Source organism: Desulfocurvus thunnarius (assembly GCF_055390965.1).
In genome coordinates, this window is the sequence record NZ_AP042411.1 from 869,980 (window position 1) to 888,591 (window position 18,612).

Annotated in this window: 10 protein-coding genes; 5 read left to right on the forward strand and 5 right to left on the reverse strand. The window is 73.9% G+C overall.

The genetic code is table 11. From position 1 onward, the window contains the following. Positions 1–27 precede the first annotated feature (27 nt). From ACZ5KV_RS03795 to ACZ5KV_RS03805, 3 genes are all read right to left on the reverse strand, one after another. The gene (locus ACZ5KV_RS03795) at positions 28–4,587 is read right to left on the reverse strand and encodes a translocation/assembly module TamB domain-containing protein (RefSeq protein WP_464241015.1); all 4,560 of its coding nucleotides are present in this window, start codon (positions 4,585–4,587) and stop codon (positions 28–30) included. Positions 4,588–4,594: 7 nt separating this feature from the next. Continuing rightward, positions 4,595–6,742 carry an autotransporter assembly complex protein TamA gene (locus tag ACZ5KV_RS03800; protein ID WP_464241016.1) on the reverse strand — a complete coding sequence of 716 codons (2,148 nt, stop codon included), beginning with the start codon at positions 6,740–6,742 and terminating at the stop codon, positions 4,595–4,597. 109 nt (positions 6,743–6,851) lie between these two features. Continuing rightward, a complete protein-coding gene (locus ACZ5KV_RS03805) occupies positions 6,852–7,952 on the reverse strand; it encodes a polysaccharide deacetylase family protein (protein WP_464241017.1) in 1,101 nt (366 codons plus the stop codon). A 108-nt stretch (positions 7,953–8,060) separates the two neighbouring features. On the opposite strand from ACZ5KV_RS03805, the gene ACZ5KV_RS03810 reads away from it, so the two are divergent. The 3 genes from ACZ5KV_RS03810 to clpB are packed head-to-tail and all read left to right on the forward strand — an operon-like array spanning position 8,061 to position 12,009. Next, on the forward strand, positions 8,061–9,029 hold the full coding sequence (locus ACZ5KV_RS03810; protein WP_464241018.1) for a DnaJ C-terminal domain-containing protein: 969 nt from the start codon (positions 8,061–8,063) through the stop codon (positions 9,027–9,029). 21 nt (positions 9,030–9,050) lie between these two features. Then, positions 9,051–9,377 carry a chaperone modulator CbpM gene (locus ACZ5KV_RS03815; protein WP_464241019.1) on the forward strand — a complete coding sequence of 109 codons (327 nt, stop codon included), beginning with the start codon at positions 9,051–9,053 and terminating at the stop codon, positions 9,375–9,377. Between the two features lie 34 nt (positions 9,378–9,411). Then, complete coding sequence (gene clpB / locus ACZ5KV_RS03820; protein ID WP_464241020.1) at positions 9,412–12,009, forward strand: ATP-dependent chaperone ClpB; 2,598 nt, start codon at positions 9,412–9,414, stop codon at positions 12,007–12,009. A gap of 140 nt (positions 12,010–12,149) precedes the next feature. Here clpB and aroL read toward each other — a convergent pair whose 3' ends face one another. Then, entirely contained in the window at positions 12,150–12,788 is a 639-nt protein-coding gene (gene aroL / locus ACZ5KV_RS03825; protein ID WP_464241021.1) for a shikimate kinase AroL, read from the reverse strand. A gap of 11 nt (positions 12,789–12,799) precedes the next feature. Then, positions 12,800–13,984 carry a pyridoxal phosphate-dependent aminotransferase gene (locus ACZ5KV_RS03830; protein WP_464241022.1) on the reverse strand — a complete coding sequence of 395 codons (1,185 nt, stop codon included), beginning with the start codon at positions 13,982–13,984 and terminating at the stop codon, positions 12,800–12,802. A 206-nt stretch (positions 13,985–14,190) separates the two neighbouring features. Here ACZ5KV_RS03830 and ACZ5KV_RS03835 point away from each other — a divergent pair, with 206 nt between their 5' ends. Further along, on the forward strand, positions 14,191–15,309 hold the full coding sequence (locus ACZ5KV_RS03835) for a PAS domain-containing protein (RefSeq protein WP_464241023.1): 1,119 nt from the start codon (positions 14,191–14,193) through the stop codon (positions 15,307–15,309). A 126-nt stretch (positions 15,310–15,435) separates the two neighbouring features. After that, on the forward strand, positions 15,436–18,486 hold the full coding sequence (locus ACZ5KV_RS03840; protein WP_464241024.1) for a hypothetical protein: 3,051 nt from the start codon (positions 15,436–15,438) through the stop codon (positions 18,484–18,486). The last annotated feature ends 126 nt before the right edge of the window (positions 18,487–18,612 follow it).

An 18,612-nucleotide genomic window follows, 5' to 3' on the forward strand; every position in this document is an offset into this window, starting at 1 on the left:
GGGCGCCCGGGCGGGGCGGCGGCCCGCCTAGTAGTCCTTCTTCCAATACACGCCCACGCCCCCGGCGGAGGCTCCCGCCGTGCCGGTAACGCCCACGTCCGGGGTCAGCTCCACGTCCACGGACACGCTGTCCTCCCCGCTGCCCGTGTCGTGCTGCACTTCCAGATACACGCGCTCGTGAATGTATTTGCCCGCGCCCACGCGCATGCCCTGGCCGTCCTCGCCCTGGCTCACGCCGAGCTGGTCCAGCCCCGCCAGGGCGCGCAGGGTGCCCACGGGGTCGAACCCGCCGCCTCCGCCCGAAAGCTGACGCAGGGCCGAAGCGAGCTGAAAGGCCTGGACCGGGCTCAGGGAGGCCATGGAGCGCCCGAAAAGCAGCCGCGAGATGATTTCGTCCCGGGGCAGGCTGGGTTCGGATTCCAGGGCCAGGGTGAAATGATCCGCCGGACCCTGAAGGGTGGCGGTCACCTCCGTGTCCGACACGCTGACCCCGGCCTCCACGTCCAGGTCGGGCACCAGGGAGGTGCCGCTGAAGACCAGGGTGCCCGTGGTGATGTCGAACACGCGGTCCAGGAAACGGAACGTGCCGCGCACGGTGGCAAGCTGCCCGCCCAGCACCGGGGCGGCGGTGCTGCCCCCGGCGGTCACGCCGCCCCGGAACTCCACCTCCAGCCCCCGGCCGCGAACGTGGAAGCGGCCCGGCACGTCCAGCGCCACGGCCAGGGCCAGGGGCGCCGCCGGGGCGGCCTCCTGCCCGGCGGCGGCGCCGCGCGCCAGTTCCTCGGGCACGTTGATCTCGCGGACCTCCAATTCCGGCGGGCCGCCGGGCAACTCCTCGGGTACGCGCACCTCCACCTGGGGCAGGGCAAGGCGCCCGCGCAGCACGGGCAGCGGCGCGGCGTCCTCCAGGTCCAGACTGCCGTCCGCCATGGCCGTGACCCAGCGGTGACGCAACACGGTGGCCTGGCGCAGGGCGGCATGCAGGGCGAAGGCCGGGTGGGCGCCCGGGGTCCAGTGACCCGTGGCTTCCACCCGCCCGGAGCCGCCGTCCGTCGCGCTCAGGGACCGCAGGCGCAGGGCGTCGTTCTCGAAGGCCGCCTCGGCATGCAGGGACGCCAGGATCAGCCCCAGGCCGGTGTGCTCGTAGCGTGCGCCGTCCACCCGGGCCGTGCCCCGGGCCTGGGGGTGCTCCCAGGTGCCGCCCAGGGTCGCGTCCAGGTCCAACGTGCCGGAGAACTGCTGTTCCTCGTCGGCAACCAGGGCCTCGACCAGAGCCAGGTCCAGCCGCCCCCGGGCGAAGCCGTCCAACGCGGCGTTGCTCACACCGTCCGCGACGGACGGGCCGGGGGCCAGGGGAATGAACCCCGGCAGGGTGGCATCGGGCCGCAGGGGCAGCGTGGCCCCGGCGTCGAGCCGGGTGCCGTTTCCCGCGTCCAGGGCCAGGGTCAGGGCCGTGCCCCCGGGGCCCGCGTCGCCGCGCAGGGTGAAGGCCGCCTCGGGGGCCGCCGCACCCGGCGCCCCCATGGGCGCGGCCAGGGCGCGCAGGCCGCCCGAGGCGCCCAGGGTCATCTGCGGCTGACCGGCCGGGCCGTGGGCGTCCAGGTCGGCGTCCAGGTCGCCCGCCAGGGGCAGCCCGGCCAGTTCCAGCAACGGCCCCAGGGGCAGGCGCCGGGCCCGGGCCGCCAGGGTCACCTCCCGGCCGTCCCGGGCGGCGTCGGCGCGCAGGGAGCCCGGGCCCAGGGTGGCGGCCAGCCCGGCCAGCCGCCAGCCTGCGGTGCCCCATTCCAGGCGCGCCGTGTGGGCCAGGGCCAGGGCCAGCCCGGCCCAGCGGCCCCGGGCCGCGTCCAGGCGCAAGGAACCGCCCGCGTCGCCCAGGGCCAGGGCACCCGCAATCTCCACCGCCGTGGCGCCGCCAGCGGCGCGGCCCGTGCCCCGGGCGGTAAAATCCAAGGCCTGCAAGGGCCCCCGGGCGGCAAGGTGCGCCGTGTCCAGGGTCAGCCCGCCCAGGGCCAGGGCTTCCAGGTCCGCGGCGCCGTCCAGCGCGGGGCTGCCCAGGGCGTCGGCCACCACGGCCCGCAGGGCCGCCTCGCGCCCGGACAAGGCTCCCAGGCGCAGACGCCCGGCCCGGGCCGTCAGTTCCACCCGCTGGCCCGCCGGGGTGGCCGCCAGTTCCGCCCGCGCCTCCAAGGCCCGCAGGGCGGGCACGGCCTGCTCCTGAATCAGGCGCGCCGTGCCGTCCAGCCCGTGGGTCGAGGGGTTCCAGGCCAGGGCGGCGTCCAGGGCCAGGGGCAGCCAGGGGCCGCCGGTGCCCGGTGCATCCTCTGCGCCCTTTGCGCCCTTTGCAGAGGACAAAACGGATTCACCGGGCGCGCCGGGCGCACCGGGTAAGGACGGCACGGCCTCCCCGGCAACGGCGGCCAGGACCCCGGCCAGCACTTCGGTGCGCAGGTCCAGTTCCACGACGGGCGCGGCCCAGGGCCCCCGGGCCGTGGCCCGGCCCGAGGCGGCGCGCAGGGCGGCGCCGGGCAGGTCCGCTCCGTCCAGGGTCCAGCGGGCCCGGGCCGTGCCGCCGTCCAGGGTGCCGTCCAGGTTCAGGTCCAGCCCCAGCCCGCGCAGCACGGCGGCGCCCTGCGCATCCAGCGCCAGGGTCGCGGCCTCGGCCCGGGCCGCCAGGGCCAGAGCGTCGTCCGCCAGGCCCCAGGTGCCATTCAGGGTCGCGTCCAGAGCCCGGGCCTTCAACGTCGCGCCGGACAGGTCCAGACGCATGGCGGCGCCCAGATCGAGGGTCACGCCGCCGCCCAGGGCCGCCTGGGGCCCCAGCAGGGCGCCCACCGGCGCGGGCAGCCCCGGCCCGGGCCGCAGCCGCCCCGTATACGCCGCGCGCACTTCGGACCAGCCGTCCGCCCCGCCCGTGGTCAGGTCGGCGTCCAGGTCCAGAGCCGTGCCCCGGGCCGCCTCCGGGGCGCCGTCCAAAAGGCCGAGGTCCGTGAAGGCCAGCCGCACCCGGGCCGTGGCTCCCGCCGCGCCCAGGGTGCCCGTGCCGTCCAGGGCCGTGCCCGCCCCGGGCAGGGCCAGGGAGATTTCGTCCACCAGCCAACTGTCCTTGTCCTCTGCATCCGGTGCGTCCGGTGCATCCGCGGCACCCGGTGTGTCCGGCATACCGGCGCCGGGGCCCCCGGGGCGCAGGGCCGCCCGGGCCGTGCCCGGGCCCAGGGGCCAGCCCGCCAGGGCCAGCCCGGCCCATTCCCCGCGCAACCCGGCGGCCAGGGCCGCGCCCCGCACGGCGTCCAGGGTGGCCGAGGCTTCCAGGCCCGGCCCGGCCAGGGCCACGTCCTCCCAGGTCAGCCCCCGGGCCTGCAACGCGGCGCGCACGGCCATGCGCTCCGGCGGACCCTGGCCGTCCAGAGCCAGGGCTCCGGGGGCGTCCAGGGCCACCCCGGCCTCGCGCGCGGCAGCCAGCACCAGCCCGGGCGCGGCCTCGGCGCGCCAGTCCAGGCGCCCGGAGTCCAGGTCCAGCCCGCCGTCCAGAGTCAGGGCGCCGGGGGCCAGGCCCAGGGTCAGCCCGCGCACGCGTAGCGCGGCCCCGTCCAGGGTTGCCGCGCCCGCAAGGGTCGCCGTGCGGCCGAGGACGGCTTCCGCCTCCCCGGGCAGCACTCCCGGCTCCAGGGCCACCCGGCCCGAAAAATCCATGCCCGGCGCGCCGCTCCCGGCCCGCGCGCCGATGCCGCCGTCCAGGCTGCCCAGCCCGGCCATCCGCGCGGCCACCTCGCCGGTCAGGGCCTCCGGCGGCCCGGCCAGGGTCAGACGCACCCGCGCCGCGCCGCCGGGCAATCCGGCCAGCCGGGCCAGGATTCCCGCCGGGTCCTCGGCGTCCAGGGCCAGCCGCAGGGCCGGGCCCGCCGGGTTCCAGGCCGCGTCCAGGTCCAGGCGTTCGGCGTCCGGTGGTTGCGGAATCTGGGGGGCCTGCGGGCCCTGGATGTCCTGGTTTCCCGGGTCACCCAGGTCTCCCAAGCCATGGGCATGCACGCGGGCGTCCAGTCCCCCGGCCCCGGCGCGCACCGCGCCGGACACGGCATAGGCCCGCCACGCCCCCGCGACTCCGGGGCCCAGGTCCAGGCGCGCCACGTCCAGGGCGCCCAGGCGCATTTGCGCCAGGAGCGGCAGCCGCCACGGTCCGGGCGCCGCATCCCGCGCCGGGGGCATGGCCGCCTCAGGGGCCGCCGCATCGTCGGGCAGCCGCTCCAGGCGCACCTGCCGCGCCGCCAGCCGGGGCAGGTCCACCCGCCCGGCCAGCAGCGGCCACAAGGCCAGCTCCAGGTCCAGTTCGCGGACTTCCAGCCAGGGCCCGGCGGCGTCGGCCAAAGCCGCATGCGCAACGCGCAACCGCCCGCCGCCCGGGCCGAGGTCCAGGTCCAGCCCGTCCAGGCGCAGCGCATAAGGCACGGCGCCCCGGGTGGCGCGCTCCAGGCCCCGGGCCAGCAGACGCCCGCCAGCAGCGGTGCAGGCCAGCCAGACCAGGGCCGCCAGCAGCGCCCCCAGCCCCAGGGCGGCCCAACCCGCCACGCGCAACGCCCGCCGTCCGTCCATGCACACCTCAGAAGGCCTGGCCGATCCCGGCGTAGACCTGGAAGGCATCGTCCACGCCCTGGCGGCGGTTCAGGGGCACGGCCACGTCCAGCCGCAGGGGGCCGAAGCCGGTGAAATAGCGCAGGCCCAGGCCCGCGCCCCAGAAAAACGGCGCGTCCAGGTCGGGCACGGGGTCCTGGTAGGCCGAGCCGCCGTCCACGAAGGCCACCAGCCCCCAGTCGCCGTCCAGGCGCAGCCGGGCCTCGGCGGAGCATTCCAGCAGCGAGCGCCCGCCCAGGGGCGTGTCGCCGTCCACGTCGCCCGCGAGCTGGTAGCCGTAGCCGCGCACCGAGCCGCCGCCGCCCGCGTAGAGCCGCAGGTCGGCGGGCACGTCGGCGAAGTCGGCGCCCTGGATGGAGCCCCAGGCCCCGCGCAGACCCAGGGTCAGCCGCCGCGCGGGGCTGGCCGCCGCGCTGGCCGCGCCGCGCAGGCGCCAGAAGCGCGTATCGCTGCCCAGGGTATCCCAGAACGGGGCCGCGCCCATGGACGCGGCAAAGCCCTCGGTGGGGTCGAGCATGGCGTCGCGCCGATCCAGCCGCGCGGTCAGGGGCAGGTAGACGAAGCCTGTGGCGTCGGTGCTTTCCAGGGTGGCGTCGTGCTGGTGGGAGTAGCGGTAGCCCGCACCCGCGCTGACGCCGAAGCCGCCGTGAAAGCGGCGGTCGAGCACGGCGGAAAGGTCCGTGGCCGAGTTGGTGTAGGCGTCGCTGCGCTCGGAGGAGGCGTCCAGTCTGGCCACGAGGTCCTGGTCCCGACCCAGCACGCGCGGCTTGCGGAACTCCAGCTCCGCGCCGCGCCGCAGGTCGTCGCCGCGCAGGGTCGCCGCCAGGCGCTCCCCGCCGCCCAGGATGTTGCGGTGCTCCCAGCGCGCCGAGCCGCCCGGGCCGAAGTCGCTGGTATAGTCCGCGCCCAGGCGCACGGTGCGCTCCAGGCGCGGAGTCAGGGTGAAGGCCACGTCCAGCCGCCCGGCCCGGATTTCGCCCGAGGTGTCGGGCTCCACGCGCGCGAACAGGCCCGTGGCGAACAGGGCCTCGCGGGCGCGCTCCACCAGCGAGGCGCGGTAGGGCTCGCCCTCGCGCCAGGGGATGAGCCCGCGCAGGTAAGCGGCGTCCACGCCCAGGGCGGCGTCCAAGGCAGTGTCCGAGGCCGCGTCCGGAGTGGCGTCCGGGGCGGCGTCCGGGGCGGCATCCGCCGTGTCCGCCCCCTGTTCCGCCCCCTGCTCCGCGTCGCCCGCGCCCGCCGCCAGCAGGCGCACGGCGCCGAACACGGCCTCGGGCCCGGCCTCGGCGCGAAACACGGCGCGGACCTCGTGCACGGCGTGGTCGGCGGTCAGGTCCAGGCCCTCCAGGCGCGCCCGGGGGCGGCCCTGCTCGGCCAGCAGGCGCACCAGGGCCTGCCCGGCGGCGTCCACCTCGTCGGCGCGGTAGGGCCGCCCCGGGGTCAGGCCGATGGCTCCGGGGGCAACGGGCGCCTCGCCGCCTTCGGGCGTGCGGGCCCGCACCGTGACCGCGCCCAGGGCAAAGCGCGGCCCGGGCTGCACGGCGAACACCACCACCGGCCTGCCCGCCCCGCCGCCGTCGCCCGGGGCCGCCGCCGTTTCCGTCGGCTCGTCCGGAGCCTGGATCGCGCCCGGCGCGGGGGCGGCCTCCACCCGGGCCCGCACCCGGCCCTGGAAATAGCCGAAGGCCCGCAGCGCGGCCTCAAGGCGCGGCTCGTCGTCGCGGGCGCGGCGCAAGAGCAGCGCCCGGGACGGCACGGCCTCGTCGCGTTGGGCCCGGGTCTGGGAGGCGTTCAACAGCGCCTCGCGGACCTCCTGGGGCAGCCCCTGCGGCTGCGGGGCCAGCAGCGGCCCCAGCAGCGGCACGGCCCCGACCCCGGGCAGGCCGGACGCCCCGCCCCCGGCGGCCCCGGCTTCCTCCTGCCCGGCCTCGACGCGCAGTTCCACGCCGTAAGCCCTCCCGGCACCCAGCAGGCCGAAGGGCAGCAGGTCCGCCGGGTCGGCGGCCGGGGCCCGTCCCGCCGGGGCCAGCGCCGCAAGCAGCAACAGGGCCCACAGGGCCCGCAGGGTCCGGTCGGAAAGCGCAACGGCGCGGCGGGGAAGGTGCGGTGGTGGCGTCATGGCTGGCCTGTCCTCTGGCCGGGCCGGGGCCGGGCGCCCCGAGGCCGGATGGAAGGCCACGGTACGGGCAGCGGGGCCCCGTGTAAAGGCTCCCCGCACGCGGTGGAAATCAGGAGCGGATCGCTCCGTAGGCCCGGGCCAGAAGCGGCCGGGAATAGACCCCCACCCGGGACAGCAGCCAGCGCGCACCCCGGTTGCGAGCCTTGAAGCGGCAGACGGCGTCGGCGCTCCGCCCGGGCAGATTGGGCCCGGCCTTGGTGGTGAAGAACACCGAAAAGCCGACTTCCTTGGCGATCTCCAGGGCTTCGGAGCAGAAGCGCCCCCAGGGCCAGGCCAGGGTCCGCACCGGGTGCCCGAGGTTGGCCTCCAGCAGGCGATGGCAGGAGGCCAGGTCGTCGTGCAGGCGCGCGCGCATTTCGTTGTCGGTCTCCATGCGCCCCAGGCGCTCCTTGGGCAGGGCCTTCAGGCGGCGCAGCAGCGCCTGCCCGCCCTCGCCCGCCAGGAACTCCCGGGCCTCGTGCCCGGTCTGCGGCACGGCGGCGCGCACCATGTCGTAAACCTCGGGCGCGGGCAGGAAGGCGCGGTGGGCCATGGCCGGGCCGCGCTCGAAGCCGGGCATGCCGAACAGCACCTGCTGCTCCACGCGGTCGAAGGTCCGCCGCCGGGGTCCGGCCTCCATGAGGCCGTCGAAGCCCGGGCCGGTGAACACCGAGCGGTGGGTGTGCGTGTGCCCGGCCACGTCGATCCAGCCCGAGGCCTCCATGAGCCGGGCCTCCTGCCAGGAGAAGAACAGGTCCGTGCGCACGCGCAGGCCCTCGCGGGTCTTGCCCACGGGGGTGTTGACCCGGGGCAGGTCGTCCATCTTCACGAAGCCGGACCACACGTCGTCCAGGGTCGGCCTGGGCAGGCCCTCCTCCACGATCTTGTTGGTCACGGCGAAGATGGTGCCCTTGTGCCCGTGCTTGGCCAGCAGCGGCCAGGCGTTGACGTAGTTGTCCAGAAAGCCGTCGTCGAAAGTCAGCAGCACGGCCTTGTCGGGCAGGGGCTCGCCGTCGAGCAGGAAGGCCTCGGCCTCGGCCAGCCCGACGCCCCGGTAGCCCGCCCGGGCCAGCCCCTCCAGGTGCGACTCGAACACGTCCGGGTCCACCGCGATGGGGTTGGGCCAGGAGCTGACGTAGTGGTACATGAGGACGGGAAGGCTTTTGGGCATGGAAAGCTCGGCTTGCTTAACTCGCTCGGATGCTTGACTGAACGGATTGGCGGCTTATTGTTGTAGAGCCGCGCGGCAGGCAATGCGGCCCAAGGAGTGCTAAACGAGATGAGCGTCGAATACAAGGATTATTACAAAATCCTGGGTGTGGGCAAGAGTGCCTCGCAGGAAGAGATTTCCAAGGCCTTCAAGCGCCTGGCCCGCAAACACCACCCCGACCTCAACCCCGGGGACGCGGGCGCCGAGGCTCGTTTCAAGGAGGCCAACGAGGCCTACGAGGTGCTCAAGGACCCGGAAAAGCGCAAGCTCTACGACCAGCTCGGCCCCAACTGGCAGCACGGGCAGAACTTCCAGCCGCCGCCGGGCTTCGAGAACATCCGCTTCGGCGGCCAGGGCGCGGGCTTCGACGCCGGGGGCTTCTCGGACTTTTTCGAGACCATTTTCGGCGGCGGGTTTTCCGGCGGCGGCTTCCGCCAGGGTGGATTCCAGGACTTCGGCGGCCAGCACGCCCGGCGCCCCCGGCGCGGAGCCGACGCCGAGGCCGTGCTCGAACTGACCCTGGAGGAAGCCTACCGCGGCGGCCCCAAGAACGTGACCATCCAGGAGCAGACGGCCGGGCCGGGCGGCATGCCCACCATGCACACCAAGACCCTGGAAGTGAAAATCCCCGCCGGGGTCAGGGACGGGGCGCGCATCCGCCTGGGCGGCCAGGGCAACCCCGGCGCGGCCGGAGGCCCGGCGGGCGACCTGTACATGCGCGTGCGCATCCTGCCCCACAGGCTGTTCCGCGTGGACGGCGACGATGTGGTCACGGACCTGTTCCTGGCCCCGTGGGAAGCCGCCCTGGGCACCACGGTCACCGTCCCGACCCTGGAGCGCAGCGTGGAGATGACCGTGCCCCCGGGCGTTTCCAGCGGGCAGAAGCTGCGCCTGCGCGGCAAGGGCCTGGGCGGCGGCGCCTGCGGCGACCAATTGGTACGGATCATGATTCGGACACCCAGGAACCTGGACGAGGCCCAGCGCAAGCTCTGGCAGGAGCTGGCCCAGGCCTCGCGGTTCGACCCCCGGGCCGACTAGCGGACCCCAGGGAGAGCAACGATGCACGACGACAAAACCGACCTGAACGCCTGCGGCCCCGGCCTGCCCGAGCCGTCGGAAATGGTATCCTGGGCGCAGTTCGTGGAGCAGACCCAGATCCACCCCTCGCGCCTGGGCGAACTCATCGACCTGGGCTGGCTGGATCCCCGGCGGACCAGCCAGGAGCTGTACCTCTTCCGGGTGCGCGACGTGTACCGCACCCGCAAGCTGGAGCGCCTGTGCCTGGACCTGGGCGTAAGCACCGTGGGCGGCACGATCATCGTCGATCTGCTCGAACGCATCGAGACGCTGGAAAGCAAGATTCGGGAACTGGAAGGCCTGCGCTGACCGGCGCGCCGACCGCCCCCCAAGGAGAAACCATATGGACCTGAACAAGCTGACCCAGAAAAGCCAGGAGGCCCTGGCCGAGGCCCAGAGCCTGGCCGTGAAGTCCGGCCACCAGCAGGTGGATGCCGAGCACCTGCTGCTGGCCCTGGCCCGGCAGGACAAGGGGCTCGTGCCCTCGCTGCTGGAAAAGGCGGGCACGGACCCGCAGGCCTACGCCAAGGCCCTGGAGCAGGAGCTGGACAAGCTGCCGCGCGTGTCGGGCCCCGGGGCCCAGCCCGGGAGCATCTACGTCACCGAGCGCGTGAGCCGCGCCGTGGTCGCCGCGCAGGACCTCGCCCGCAACATGAAGGACGAGTACGTCAGCGTGGAGCACCTGTTCCTGACGCTGCTCGACGAGCCGCGCTCCACGGGAGCCGGGCGGGTCAACGCCCGCTTCGGGCTGGACCGCGAAAAAATGCTCGGCGTGCTTGGCAAGGTGCGCGGCTCCCAGCGCGTGACCTCCGACAACCCCGAGGGCACCTACGACGCCCTGAAGAAATACGGCCGCGACCTCGTGGAGGAAGCCCGCGCCGGGCGGCTGGACCCGGTCATCGGCCGCGACGAGGAAATCCGCCGCTGCATCCGCATCCTTTCGCGGCGCACCAAGAACAACCCGGTGCTCATCGGCGAGGCGGGCGTGGGCAAGACGGCCATCGTCGAGGGCCTGGCCCAGCGCGTGCTCAAAAAGGACGTGCCCGAGGGCCTGAAGGACAAGGCCCTCTTCGCCCTCGACATGGGCGCGCTCATCGCCGGGGCCAAGTACCGCGGCGAGTTCGAGGAGCGCCTGAAGGCCGTGCTCCAGGAGGTGGAGAAGTCCGAGGGCCGCATCCTCTTGTTCATCGACGAACTGCACACCATCGTCGGCGCGGGCAAGACCGAGGGCGCCATGGACGCGGGCAACCTGCTCAAGCCCATGCTGGCGCGCGGCGTGCTGCACTGCATCGGCGCCACCACCGTGGACGAGTACCGCAAGTACATCGAAAAGGACCCTGCCCTGGAGCGCCGCTTCCAGCCCGTGCTGGTGGACGAACCCACGGTGGAGGATTCCATCTCCATCCTGCGCGGCCTGCGCGAGCGCTTCGAGGTCCACCACGGGGTGCGCATCGCCGATGCCGCGCTGGTGGAGGCCGCCGTGCTCTCCCAGCGCTACCTGCCCGACAGGCAACTGCCGGACAAGGCCATCGACCTCATCGACGAGGCCGCGGCCATGATCCGCACGGAAATCGACTCCATGCCCGCCGAGCTGGACCAGTTGAACCGCAAGGTCATGCAGCTTGAGATCGAACGCGAGGCCCTGCGCCGCGAAACCGACGCCGCCAGCCGCGAGCGCCTGGAAAAGCTGGAAAAGGAACTGGCCGACCACAAGGCCGAACAGGCCGCGCTCATGGCCCAGTGGGAGCGCGAGAAGGCCTCCATCGGCGGGGTGGCCGAAATCAAGCGCCAGATCGAGGACGTGCGCCGCGAGATGGAAGAGGCCGAGCGCGCGGCGGACTACGAGCGCGCCGCCCAGCTCAAGTACGGCACCCTGCGCGACCTGGAGGCCCGCCTCGCCGCAAGCCCCGCCGGGCCCGAGGGCAAGGAGTGCTGCACCCTGGTCCGCCAGGAGGTCGGCCCCGACGACGTGGCCCAGATCATCGCCCGCTGGACGGGCATCCCGGTGACGCGCCTGCTCGAAGGCGAGCGCGAGAAGCTGCTCAAGCTGGCCGACGAGCTGCACCGGCGCGTCATCGGCCAGGACGAGGCCGTGCGCGCCGTGTCCGACGCCGTGCTGCGCGCCCGCGCGGGGCTCAAGGACCCCGGGCGGCCCATCGGCTCGTTCATCTTCCTCGGCCCCACCGGCGTGGGCAAGACCGAGCTGTGCAAGACCCTGGCCCAGGCCCTGTTCGACACCGAGGAGAACATGATCCGCCTGGACATGAGCGAATACCAGGAACGGCACACCGTGGCCCGGCTCATCGGCGCGCCTCCCGGATACATCGGCTACGACGAGGGCGGCCAGCTCACCGAGGCCGTGCGCCGCAAGCCGTACTCCGTGGTGCTCTTCGACGAGGTGGAAAAGGCCCACCCCGACGTGTTCAACACCCTGCTGCAACTGCTGGACGACGGACGGCTGACCGACAGCCACGGCCGCACGGTGGACTTCAAGAACACCATCGTCATCATGACCTCCAACCTCGGGTCGCAGTACCTGCTGGAGGGCATCAGCGAAACGGGCGAGCTGCGCCCCGGCGTGCGCGAGCGCGTCATGGGCGAGCTGCGCGGGCACTTCCGGCCCGAGTTCCTGAACCGCGTGGACGAGGTGGTCTTCTTCACGCCGCTGCTGGCCGCGCAGCTCAAGGAGATCATCGACCTGATGCTCTCGGGCCTGCGGCGGCGGCTGGCCGAGCGCAAGATCACCCTGGTGCTCACCGAGGCGGCCAAGGACCTGGTGGTCGATCAGGCCTACGAGCCGAGCTTCGGCGCCCGGCCCCTGCGGCGCTACCTGCAGAACCGCGTGGAAACGCCCCTGGCCAAGGCGCTCATCGCCGGGACCATCGCCGACGGCGGCGAGGTCACCGTGGACGCCGAGGACGGCGAACTGACGGTGCGCTAGCCCCGGCGGGCGCGCCCGCCGCGTCGGCCGCCGCCCGGAGCGGAAAAACCGAGGCGCCGCCCTCCCCGCGCGGGGAGGGGCGGCGCCTTCGCGTTCGCGCGCCTGCGGGAAGGGCCCGGAAGGGGACCGGGGCGGGAGGCCTACCGGCCCACCAGGGCCAGCCGGTCCAGCACCTCGGCGGCCAGGGTGCTTGTCGGCTCCTCGGCGCGCAGCACGAAGTTGGCCACCTGCATGTACAGCGGGTCGCGCTCCTCGCGCAGGGCGCCCATTTCCCCGGCCAGGGGCAGTTCGGTCAGCGGCGGGCGCAGGGCCGGGTCCTGGTCGCGCGTCAGGCGCTCGACCACCAGCAGCGTGGTGGCCATGAGAAAGAACACCGGCCCGCCCCGGCGCAGCAGTTCGCGGTTGGCCTCGGCCAGGACGGCGCCGCCCCCGGTGGCCACCACCGTGGGCTCCGGCCGGGCGCAGACCTCGGCCAGGGCCTCGGTTTCCAGGCGCCGGAAGGCCTCCCAGCCGCCCTGGGCCACAATGGCCGCCACGCTGGTCCCGGCGCGCTCCTGAATCAGGGTGTCCAGGTCCACGAAGGGGCGGCCCAGCCTGCGGGCCACCTCGGCGCCCAGGGTGGTCTTGCCGCTGGCGCGCAGGCCGACGAAAAAGACGTGGCGCCCGCCCAGTTCCCCGCCGGGCGTGCCCGCGCCGTGGCGGAAGACCATGGTCCGCTGCGCGTCCTGGATCTCGGCTTTCCGCATCATGGCGTTCTTGGGCACGATGTTGCGCGGCATGGCGTTTCCTCCTAGGCCCGCAGGTGCTCGGCCACGTAGCGCTCCAGGCGGTCCATGGCCCGGGCGATGTTCTCGATGGAATTGGCGTAGGAAAAGCGCAGGTAGCCCTGGGCGCCCTCGCCGAAGTCGATGCCCGGGGTCACGCCCACGTGGGCCTTGTCCAGCACGTCGAAGGCCAGGGCCAGGGAGTCCGCCGCGCGCCCGGGGTTGAGCGTCGCGGCGTTGGCCAGCACGTAGAAGGCGCCCGTGGGCTCCACGGTGATGCCGAAGCCGATCTCCTTCAGGCGGCGGATCATGAAACGGCGCCGCTCGTCGTAGACGGCCCGCATGCGCGCCACGTCGGCTGCCGTTTCGCGCAGGGCGGCCACTCCGGCCCACTGGGCCGGGGCGCTGGCGCTGATGAAGAAATTCTGGCTCATGACCTGAAGCCCGCGCACGAAGGCCCGGGGCGCGATGACGTAGCCCAGGCGCAGGCCGGTCATGGCGTAGAGCTTGGAGAAGCCGTTGAACACGAAGGCCCGGTCGGTGAACTCCAGGATGCTGTGCTCCGTGCCCTCGTAGACCAGCCCGTGGTAGATTTCGTCGGAAACGACCCACGGCCCCAGGTCGGCCACGGCGCGCATGCGCTCGGGCGAAAGCAGGTTGCCCGTGGGGTTGGAGGGCGAGTTGACCAGCACGGCCTTGGTGCGCGGGCCGAGCACCTGGGCGATGGCCTCCGGGCGATACTGGAAGCCGTCCTCCTCGAGCACGCGCACCTTGCGCACAAGCCCGCCCGCGAAGCGGATGAAGTTGGGGTAGCAGGCGTAGTGCGGGTCGGAGACGACCACCTCGTCGCCCTGCTCCAAAAGCGCGCAGAAGGCCATGAGCATGGCCGGGGAAGTGCCGCCGGTGACGATCACCTGCCCGGGGTCCACGCTCACGCCGTAGCGGTCCAGGTAGTGCTCGCAGACGGCCTCGCGCAGCTCGGGCAGGCCCATGCTGTGGGTGTAGTGGGTATGGCCGTCGCGCATGGCGCGGTCGGCGGCGGCGACCACCGCCGGGGGCGCGTCGAAGTCCGGCTCGCCCACCTCCAGGTGGATCACGTCGATGCCCTGGCGGGTCATGGTCTGGGCCCGCTCCAGAACCTCCATCACCAGGAACGGGGTCAGGTCGCAGACCCGGCCCGAACACAGGCTCTTTTCCAATTGCGTGCGCATCAATCGTCCATCGCTTGGCGTGCTTGGCGTTGCCCGACGGGCTGCGCCGGGTGGGGCCTGTGTACCCTCCCGGGCCGTCCAAGGCAACACCGGGGGCGACTGGCGAGGATTTTTCGCCAGCCAGTAGCCAGAACGCCGCAACTGTGGCATCGTGATCGCGTGGACACCTCATTCCCTTTCCGGTCAACTTTTTGAGGCATATTTTCATGACCGACCTGCTGGATACCCTGCTGCTGGCCCGCCCCGACACGGACGAGGCGGTCGTGGCCCACCTGTTGGCCGAAGGCGACTGCCCGGCGCGGCTGACCGCCGTGCGCACCCGCGAGGAGCTGCGCGCCGCTCTGCAATCCCCGCGCGACCTGCTGCTGGGCGACCCCGGCCTGGACGACCTGGACCCCGTGGAACTGGCGGCCCTGCTGGCGGCGGCGCCCGGGCACCCGCCCTTCGTGGCATTCGCCCCGGGCCTTTCCGGGCCCCGGGCCATGCTGGCCGTGCGCCTGGGCGCCTTCGACGCCTTCGATCAGGCCGAACTGGACCGCCTGCCCCTGGCGGCCTGGCGGGCCCGCCGCGAGGGGACGGCCCGCCGCGAAGGCGCCCTGGCCCTGGCCATGCAGAGCGGGCTGGTCCACAACTCGCCCGTGGCCATCGCCGTGCTCGATTCCCGCAGGCTGGTGACCAGGGTCAACCCGGCCTTCGAGGCCCTGTTCGGCTACACCCAGGCCGAGGCCTGGGGCCGGGATCTGGCCGACCTCATCGTGCCCGAGGCCGAGCTGGCCGAGTTCCGCGCCGTCACCGAACGGCTGCGCCAGGGCCACGTCACGCAACTCAAATCGACCCGCCGCCGCAAGGACGGCTCCCTCGTCCACATTTCGGCTGTGGGCATTCCCGTGGCCCTGCCCGAGGGCAATGTGGGCGTCTACGCGGTCTACAACGACCTGACCCCCCGGATGCGCGCCCTGGAAGCCCTGCGGCGGGCGGAATCCAACTATCGTGATTTCTTCATGAACGCCGTGGAGGGCATGTACGTGAGCACGCCTTTGGGACGCTTCGTGCTGGCCAACCCGGCCCTGGCCCGGCTGCTGGGCTACGCCTCCCCGGCCGAGGTCACCGACTCGGTGCGCAGCATCCGCCGCGAAATCTACTCCGAGCCCGGCCATCGCGAACGTTTCCTGGAGGCCATGCGCGCAAGCGATGTCGTGCGCGGCTTCCCGGCCCGGGTGCGCCGCAAGGACGGCTCCGAGCTGGACGTGGTGGAAAACGTGCGCGCCATCCGCGACGACGACGGCGACCTGCTCTTCTATCAGGGCACCATGATCGAGGCCTAGCACGCGAACGCGCCGGAGCGGCGCGCGATTGCGCGCCCGCCGCCCGCCTGCCCCTTGACGCCCGCCCCGGGCAGGCCCTACCATCGCCGCGCCGCCCTGCCCACGACCCATCCGGCCCGGAGAGCAATGACCATCAAGAAATCCCTGGAAAGCCGCCTGCTGGAAAAAATCGCCTCGGCCTATCTGCGCCTGATCGAACAACGCGGCGACGAAGGCGAGGCCCGCAGGCAGCTCGAAGTGTTCTCCCTGCGCGCCCTGGAACGGCTGGGCCTTGCCGACGGGGGCGCTCCGGCCCGCGCCGCGCGGCTGGCGGCCCTGGCCGTGGAGCGCGCCCAGGGCGGCCAGCCCCAGGCCGCGCCCCTGCGCGAACTGCGCCTGGGCGGCGACGGCCCCGGCGGCTACGCCGTGGGCTTCCTGCCCGGGGCGGGCGTGGCCGACACCCCCGCCAACCGCGCCGTGTGGACGCGCTTTCTCGAATCGCTGGCCGCGCGCACGCGCATCGGGCCCGACCCCGACAGCGGCGAAATCGGCATCCTCTTCCGCCAGGGCACCTGGCTGGCCGATCTGGTGCTCTCCGACGACGTGGGCAACCTGGACATCCCCAAAGACATCAAACGCGTGCGGGGGGCGCTGATGGCCCCGGGCGCACGCGTGGTGGCCAGAACCTTCACCCACCGCCTGATCGTGGACGGCGATCTGGTCATCCACCACGAGATGCTGCGCCAGGAGCCGCCGCCCCTGCGCCACGGCGGCGACCTGCGGCTGGCGGGGCTGCGCGGGCTGGCCGGGGCGGTCTTCGGCCCCGAGCGCCTGCTGGCCTGGGGCCTGGAACCCGGCCGCTGCCTGGCCCTGCGCGGCGACACCTTCACCCTGGACACCGGCGACGACCCCGCCGCCCCCGCCTTCGTCCTGCGCGGCGAAAATATTCTGAGCAGCTACGCCTGGCGTGGCGAGACCTGGGTCCAGGTGCGCCAGGAGCGCCTGCCCCAGGAGACCTTCGAGGCCGTGCACGCACGCCTGGAACGCCTGGCCCTGGAGCTGGGCCTGGGCGCGGATTTCGTGGTCAAGAGCGTTTCGCGCGTGCCCGACGACGCGCAGCGCCTGGCCCTGTACCTGCTGCTGGCGCTGGACGCGGCCTTCCCCGGGCCGGACGTGGCCTGCGTCATCGCCCGCGACCCGCTGCTGGACGCCCAGGCCGCGGGTGCGCGCCGGCTGGTGGACGCCCTGCTGGCCCTGGGCGCCCTGTTCGAAGCCAGGACGGTGGACGCTCCGGCCGTGGACGGGGCCCTGGCGGCCGTCACCGAGGCCGACCAGACGGCGGCCCTGGCCCTGGCCGCGCGCCCCCGGCCGCGCCTCAGCGAAAAGGCGGCCCAGGCCGACCTGGAGGCCGTCACCGCCCTGCTGGACGGGCAGGCCGAGCCGCCCGCCCTGGCCGGGGACGGGCTGGCCATGGCCCGGACCCTGCGTCTGGCCCTGCGCTCGCCCCGGGCCCAAGCCAACCTGGAACAGGCCCTGGCGCCCCTGACCCGGGCCCTGGACGCCGTGGTGGGCGCCCTGCGTCCGCCCGATCCGCCGGGGCTGGACGCCCTGCTGGAACACCCCGACCGGACCCTGCACCCCCTGCGCGAAACCCTGCGCGCCCTGGGCCGGGCCCAGACCTGCGCGCCCCTGGAGGCCGAGTTGCGCGAACTGCGGGCCATGGCCCCGCGCGAACTGGTGCGCCGTCTGGCGGCCATGCCCGCCGACCCCGGGCCTGCGGGCGAGGCCGACCGGGCCCTGTTGCGCGCCCTCTACCAGCCCGGGCACCCCGACGCCCCGGCCCTGGAGCCCAGGGCCCTGCTGGCCCTGGCCCTGCCCGCCCTGCGCGGCCCGGCCGCACCCCGGCTGCGCCAGGTCCTGGCGGCCCTGAACACGGGCCAGCCCCCGGCGGACCCGCTGGCGCGCCTGCTGGCCCAGGCCGTGGCCGCCCTGCCCCCCGAGCCTCTGGAAAACGCCGAGGCCGGAAGCAGGCTGCTGGGTACCCTGCGCGCCTGGGCCCGCCAGACCCTGGAAACCGTGCGCCGCTACAACCGGCTGACCGCCGAGGACGCGGCCGCCCAGCGCGAGGCCGAGCGCGAGGAAAAGGAACGGGCCATGATCGCCCTGCCGCCCGACGTGGCCCGCGACATCACCGGGCGGCTGGACCGCATGTGCCTGATCCTCGGCCTGGGCCGCAATTTCATCGCCCCGGGCGGCATTTTGCTGGAAGCCAACCTGCGCAGGCTGGACCATTACCTGGCCCTGGCCCTGGCCATCGTGCCCGGCGCGCCGCGCCCGGCCCTGGAGCAGGCCGAACGCGACCTGACCGAGTCCGTGCTGCGCGCCCTGCGCGCCCTGCTGCACAGCCTGGACACCGCCGACGCCGACGACGCCCGCCAGGCCCTGGAAGCCCTGACGGACCAGCGCCTGACGGCCCTGGCCGCCGTGCTGGCCAAACCGCGCCTGCCCGCCGACGTAACCGCCCTCAAGGCCGACGCCGCCTACCTCGACGGCCTGCGCGACGCACGCCTGACCCTGGACCGGGTGTTCACCTCCCCGGGGCGGCTGCTGCTGTTCGCCAACGCCTGTCTGGAATCCAAGGAACTGAAGCAGGCCGTGTCCACCCGCATCAAGCCGGTGTACTTCGCGGTGTCGGCCCTGGGCGGACGCGCGGGGGGCGTGAGTTCCGAAGACCTGCTGCGCGGGGCGCCGGGAACGCGCGAGGCGCTGGAGCGCCTGGGCGTGGGCGGCGCGGCGGCCAAGGCCCAGGCCGCGACCCTGGCCAAGGCCCTGGAAGCCGTGCAGGCCCGCCCGGTGCGCGATCTGGTGGCCGACCTGCGCCGCAGTTGCCCGCCGGGCTCCGGGAGCGACCAGAACCGCGACGGCGAATTCCTGGGCCGCCTGCTGGCCCTGGACGGCACGACCCTCGGCTCGCTGCAACTGTCCGGCGACCAGACCGCCCGCCTGCTGCTGCTGCACCTGGACTCGCACCTGGCCGTATGGGTGCGCACGCGTCAGGAGGCCGGGCGCTTCGCCGGGCGCACCTCGCGCCAGGTGGTGGCCGCCGCCCTGGAACGCGCGCGCTGGGAACTGGAGATTCTGGCCGTTTACAACCGGCTGTCCACGCGCCCGCGCGGGCGGGGCGGGGCCGGAGCCTAACGGACCGCCCCCGACGGCGAGGCGCAAAGAAGCGAAAAAATCCAGGGCGCGCAGTGCATTATATGCCCATGCGCGCCCTGGGTTCTCCCGCACCCCTGCACCGCACCATTGCTGAACGGCCTGCGG

Coding starts and splice junctions, on each gene's coding strand:
- ACZ5KV_RS03795 (WP_464241015.1), bottom strand. CDS start 4,587: ATGGACGGACGGCGGGCGTTGCGCGTGGCGGGTTGGGCCGCCCTGGGG.
- ACZ5KV_RS03800 (WP_464241016.1), bottom strand. CDS start 6,742: ATGACGCCACCACCGCACCTTCCCCGCCGCGCCGTTGCGCTTTCCGAC.
- ACZ5KV_RS03805 (WP_464241017.1), bottom strand. CDS start 7,952: ATGCCCAAAAGCCTTCCCGTCCTCATGTACCACTACGTCAGCTCCTGG.
- ACZ5KV_RS03810 (WP_464241018.1), top strand. CDS start 8,061: ATGAGCGTCGAATACAAGGATTATTACAAAATCCTGGGTGTGGGCAAG.
- ACZ5KV_RS03815 (WP_464241019.1), top strand. CDS start 9,051: ATGCACGACGACAAAACCGACCTGAACGCCTGCGGCCCCGGCCTGCCC.
- clpB (WP_464241020.1), top strand. CDS start 9,412: ATGGACCTGAACAAGCTGACCCAGAAAAGCCAGGAGGCCCTGGCCGAG.
- aroL (WP_464241021.1), bottom strand. CDS start 12,788: ATGCCGCGCAACATCGTGCCCAAGAACGCCATGATGCGGAAAGCCGAG.
- ACZ5KV_RS03830 (WP_464241022.1), bottom strand. CDS start 13,984: ATGCGCACGCAATTGGAAAAGAGCCTGTGTTCGGGCCGGGTCTGCGAC.
- ACZ5KV_RS03835 (WP_464241023.1), top strand. CDS start 14,191: ATGACCGACCTGCTGGATACCCTGCTGCTGGCCCGCCCCGACACGGAC.
- ACZ5KV_RS03840 (WP_464241024.1), top strand. CDS start 15,436: ATGACCATCAAGAAATCCCTGGAAAGCCGCCTGCTGGAAAAAATCGCC.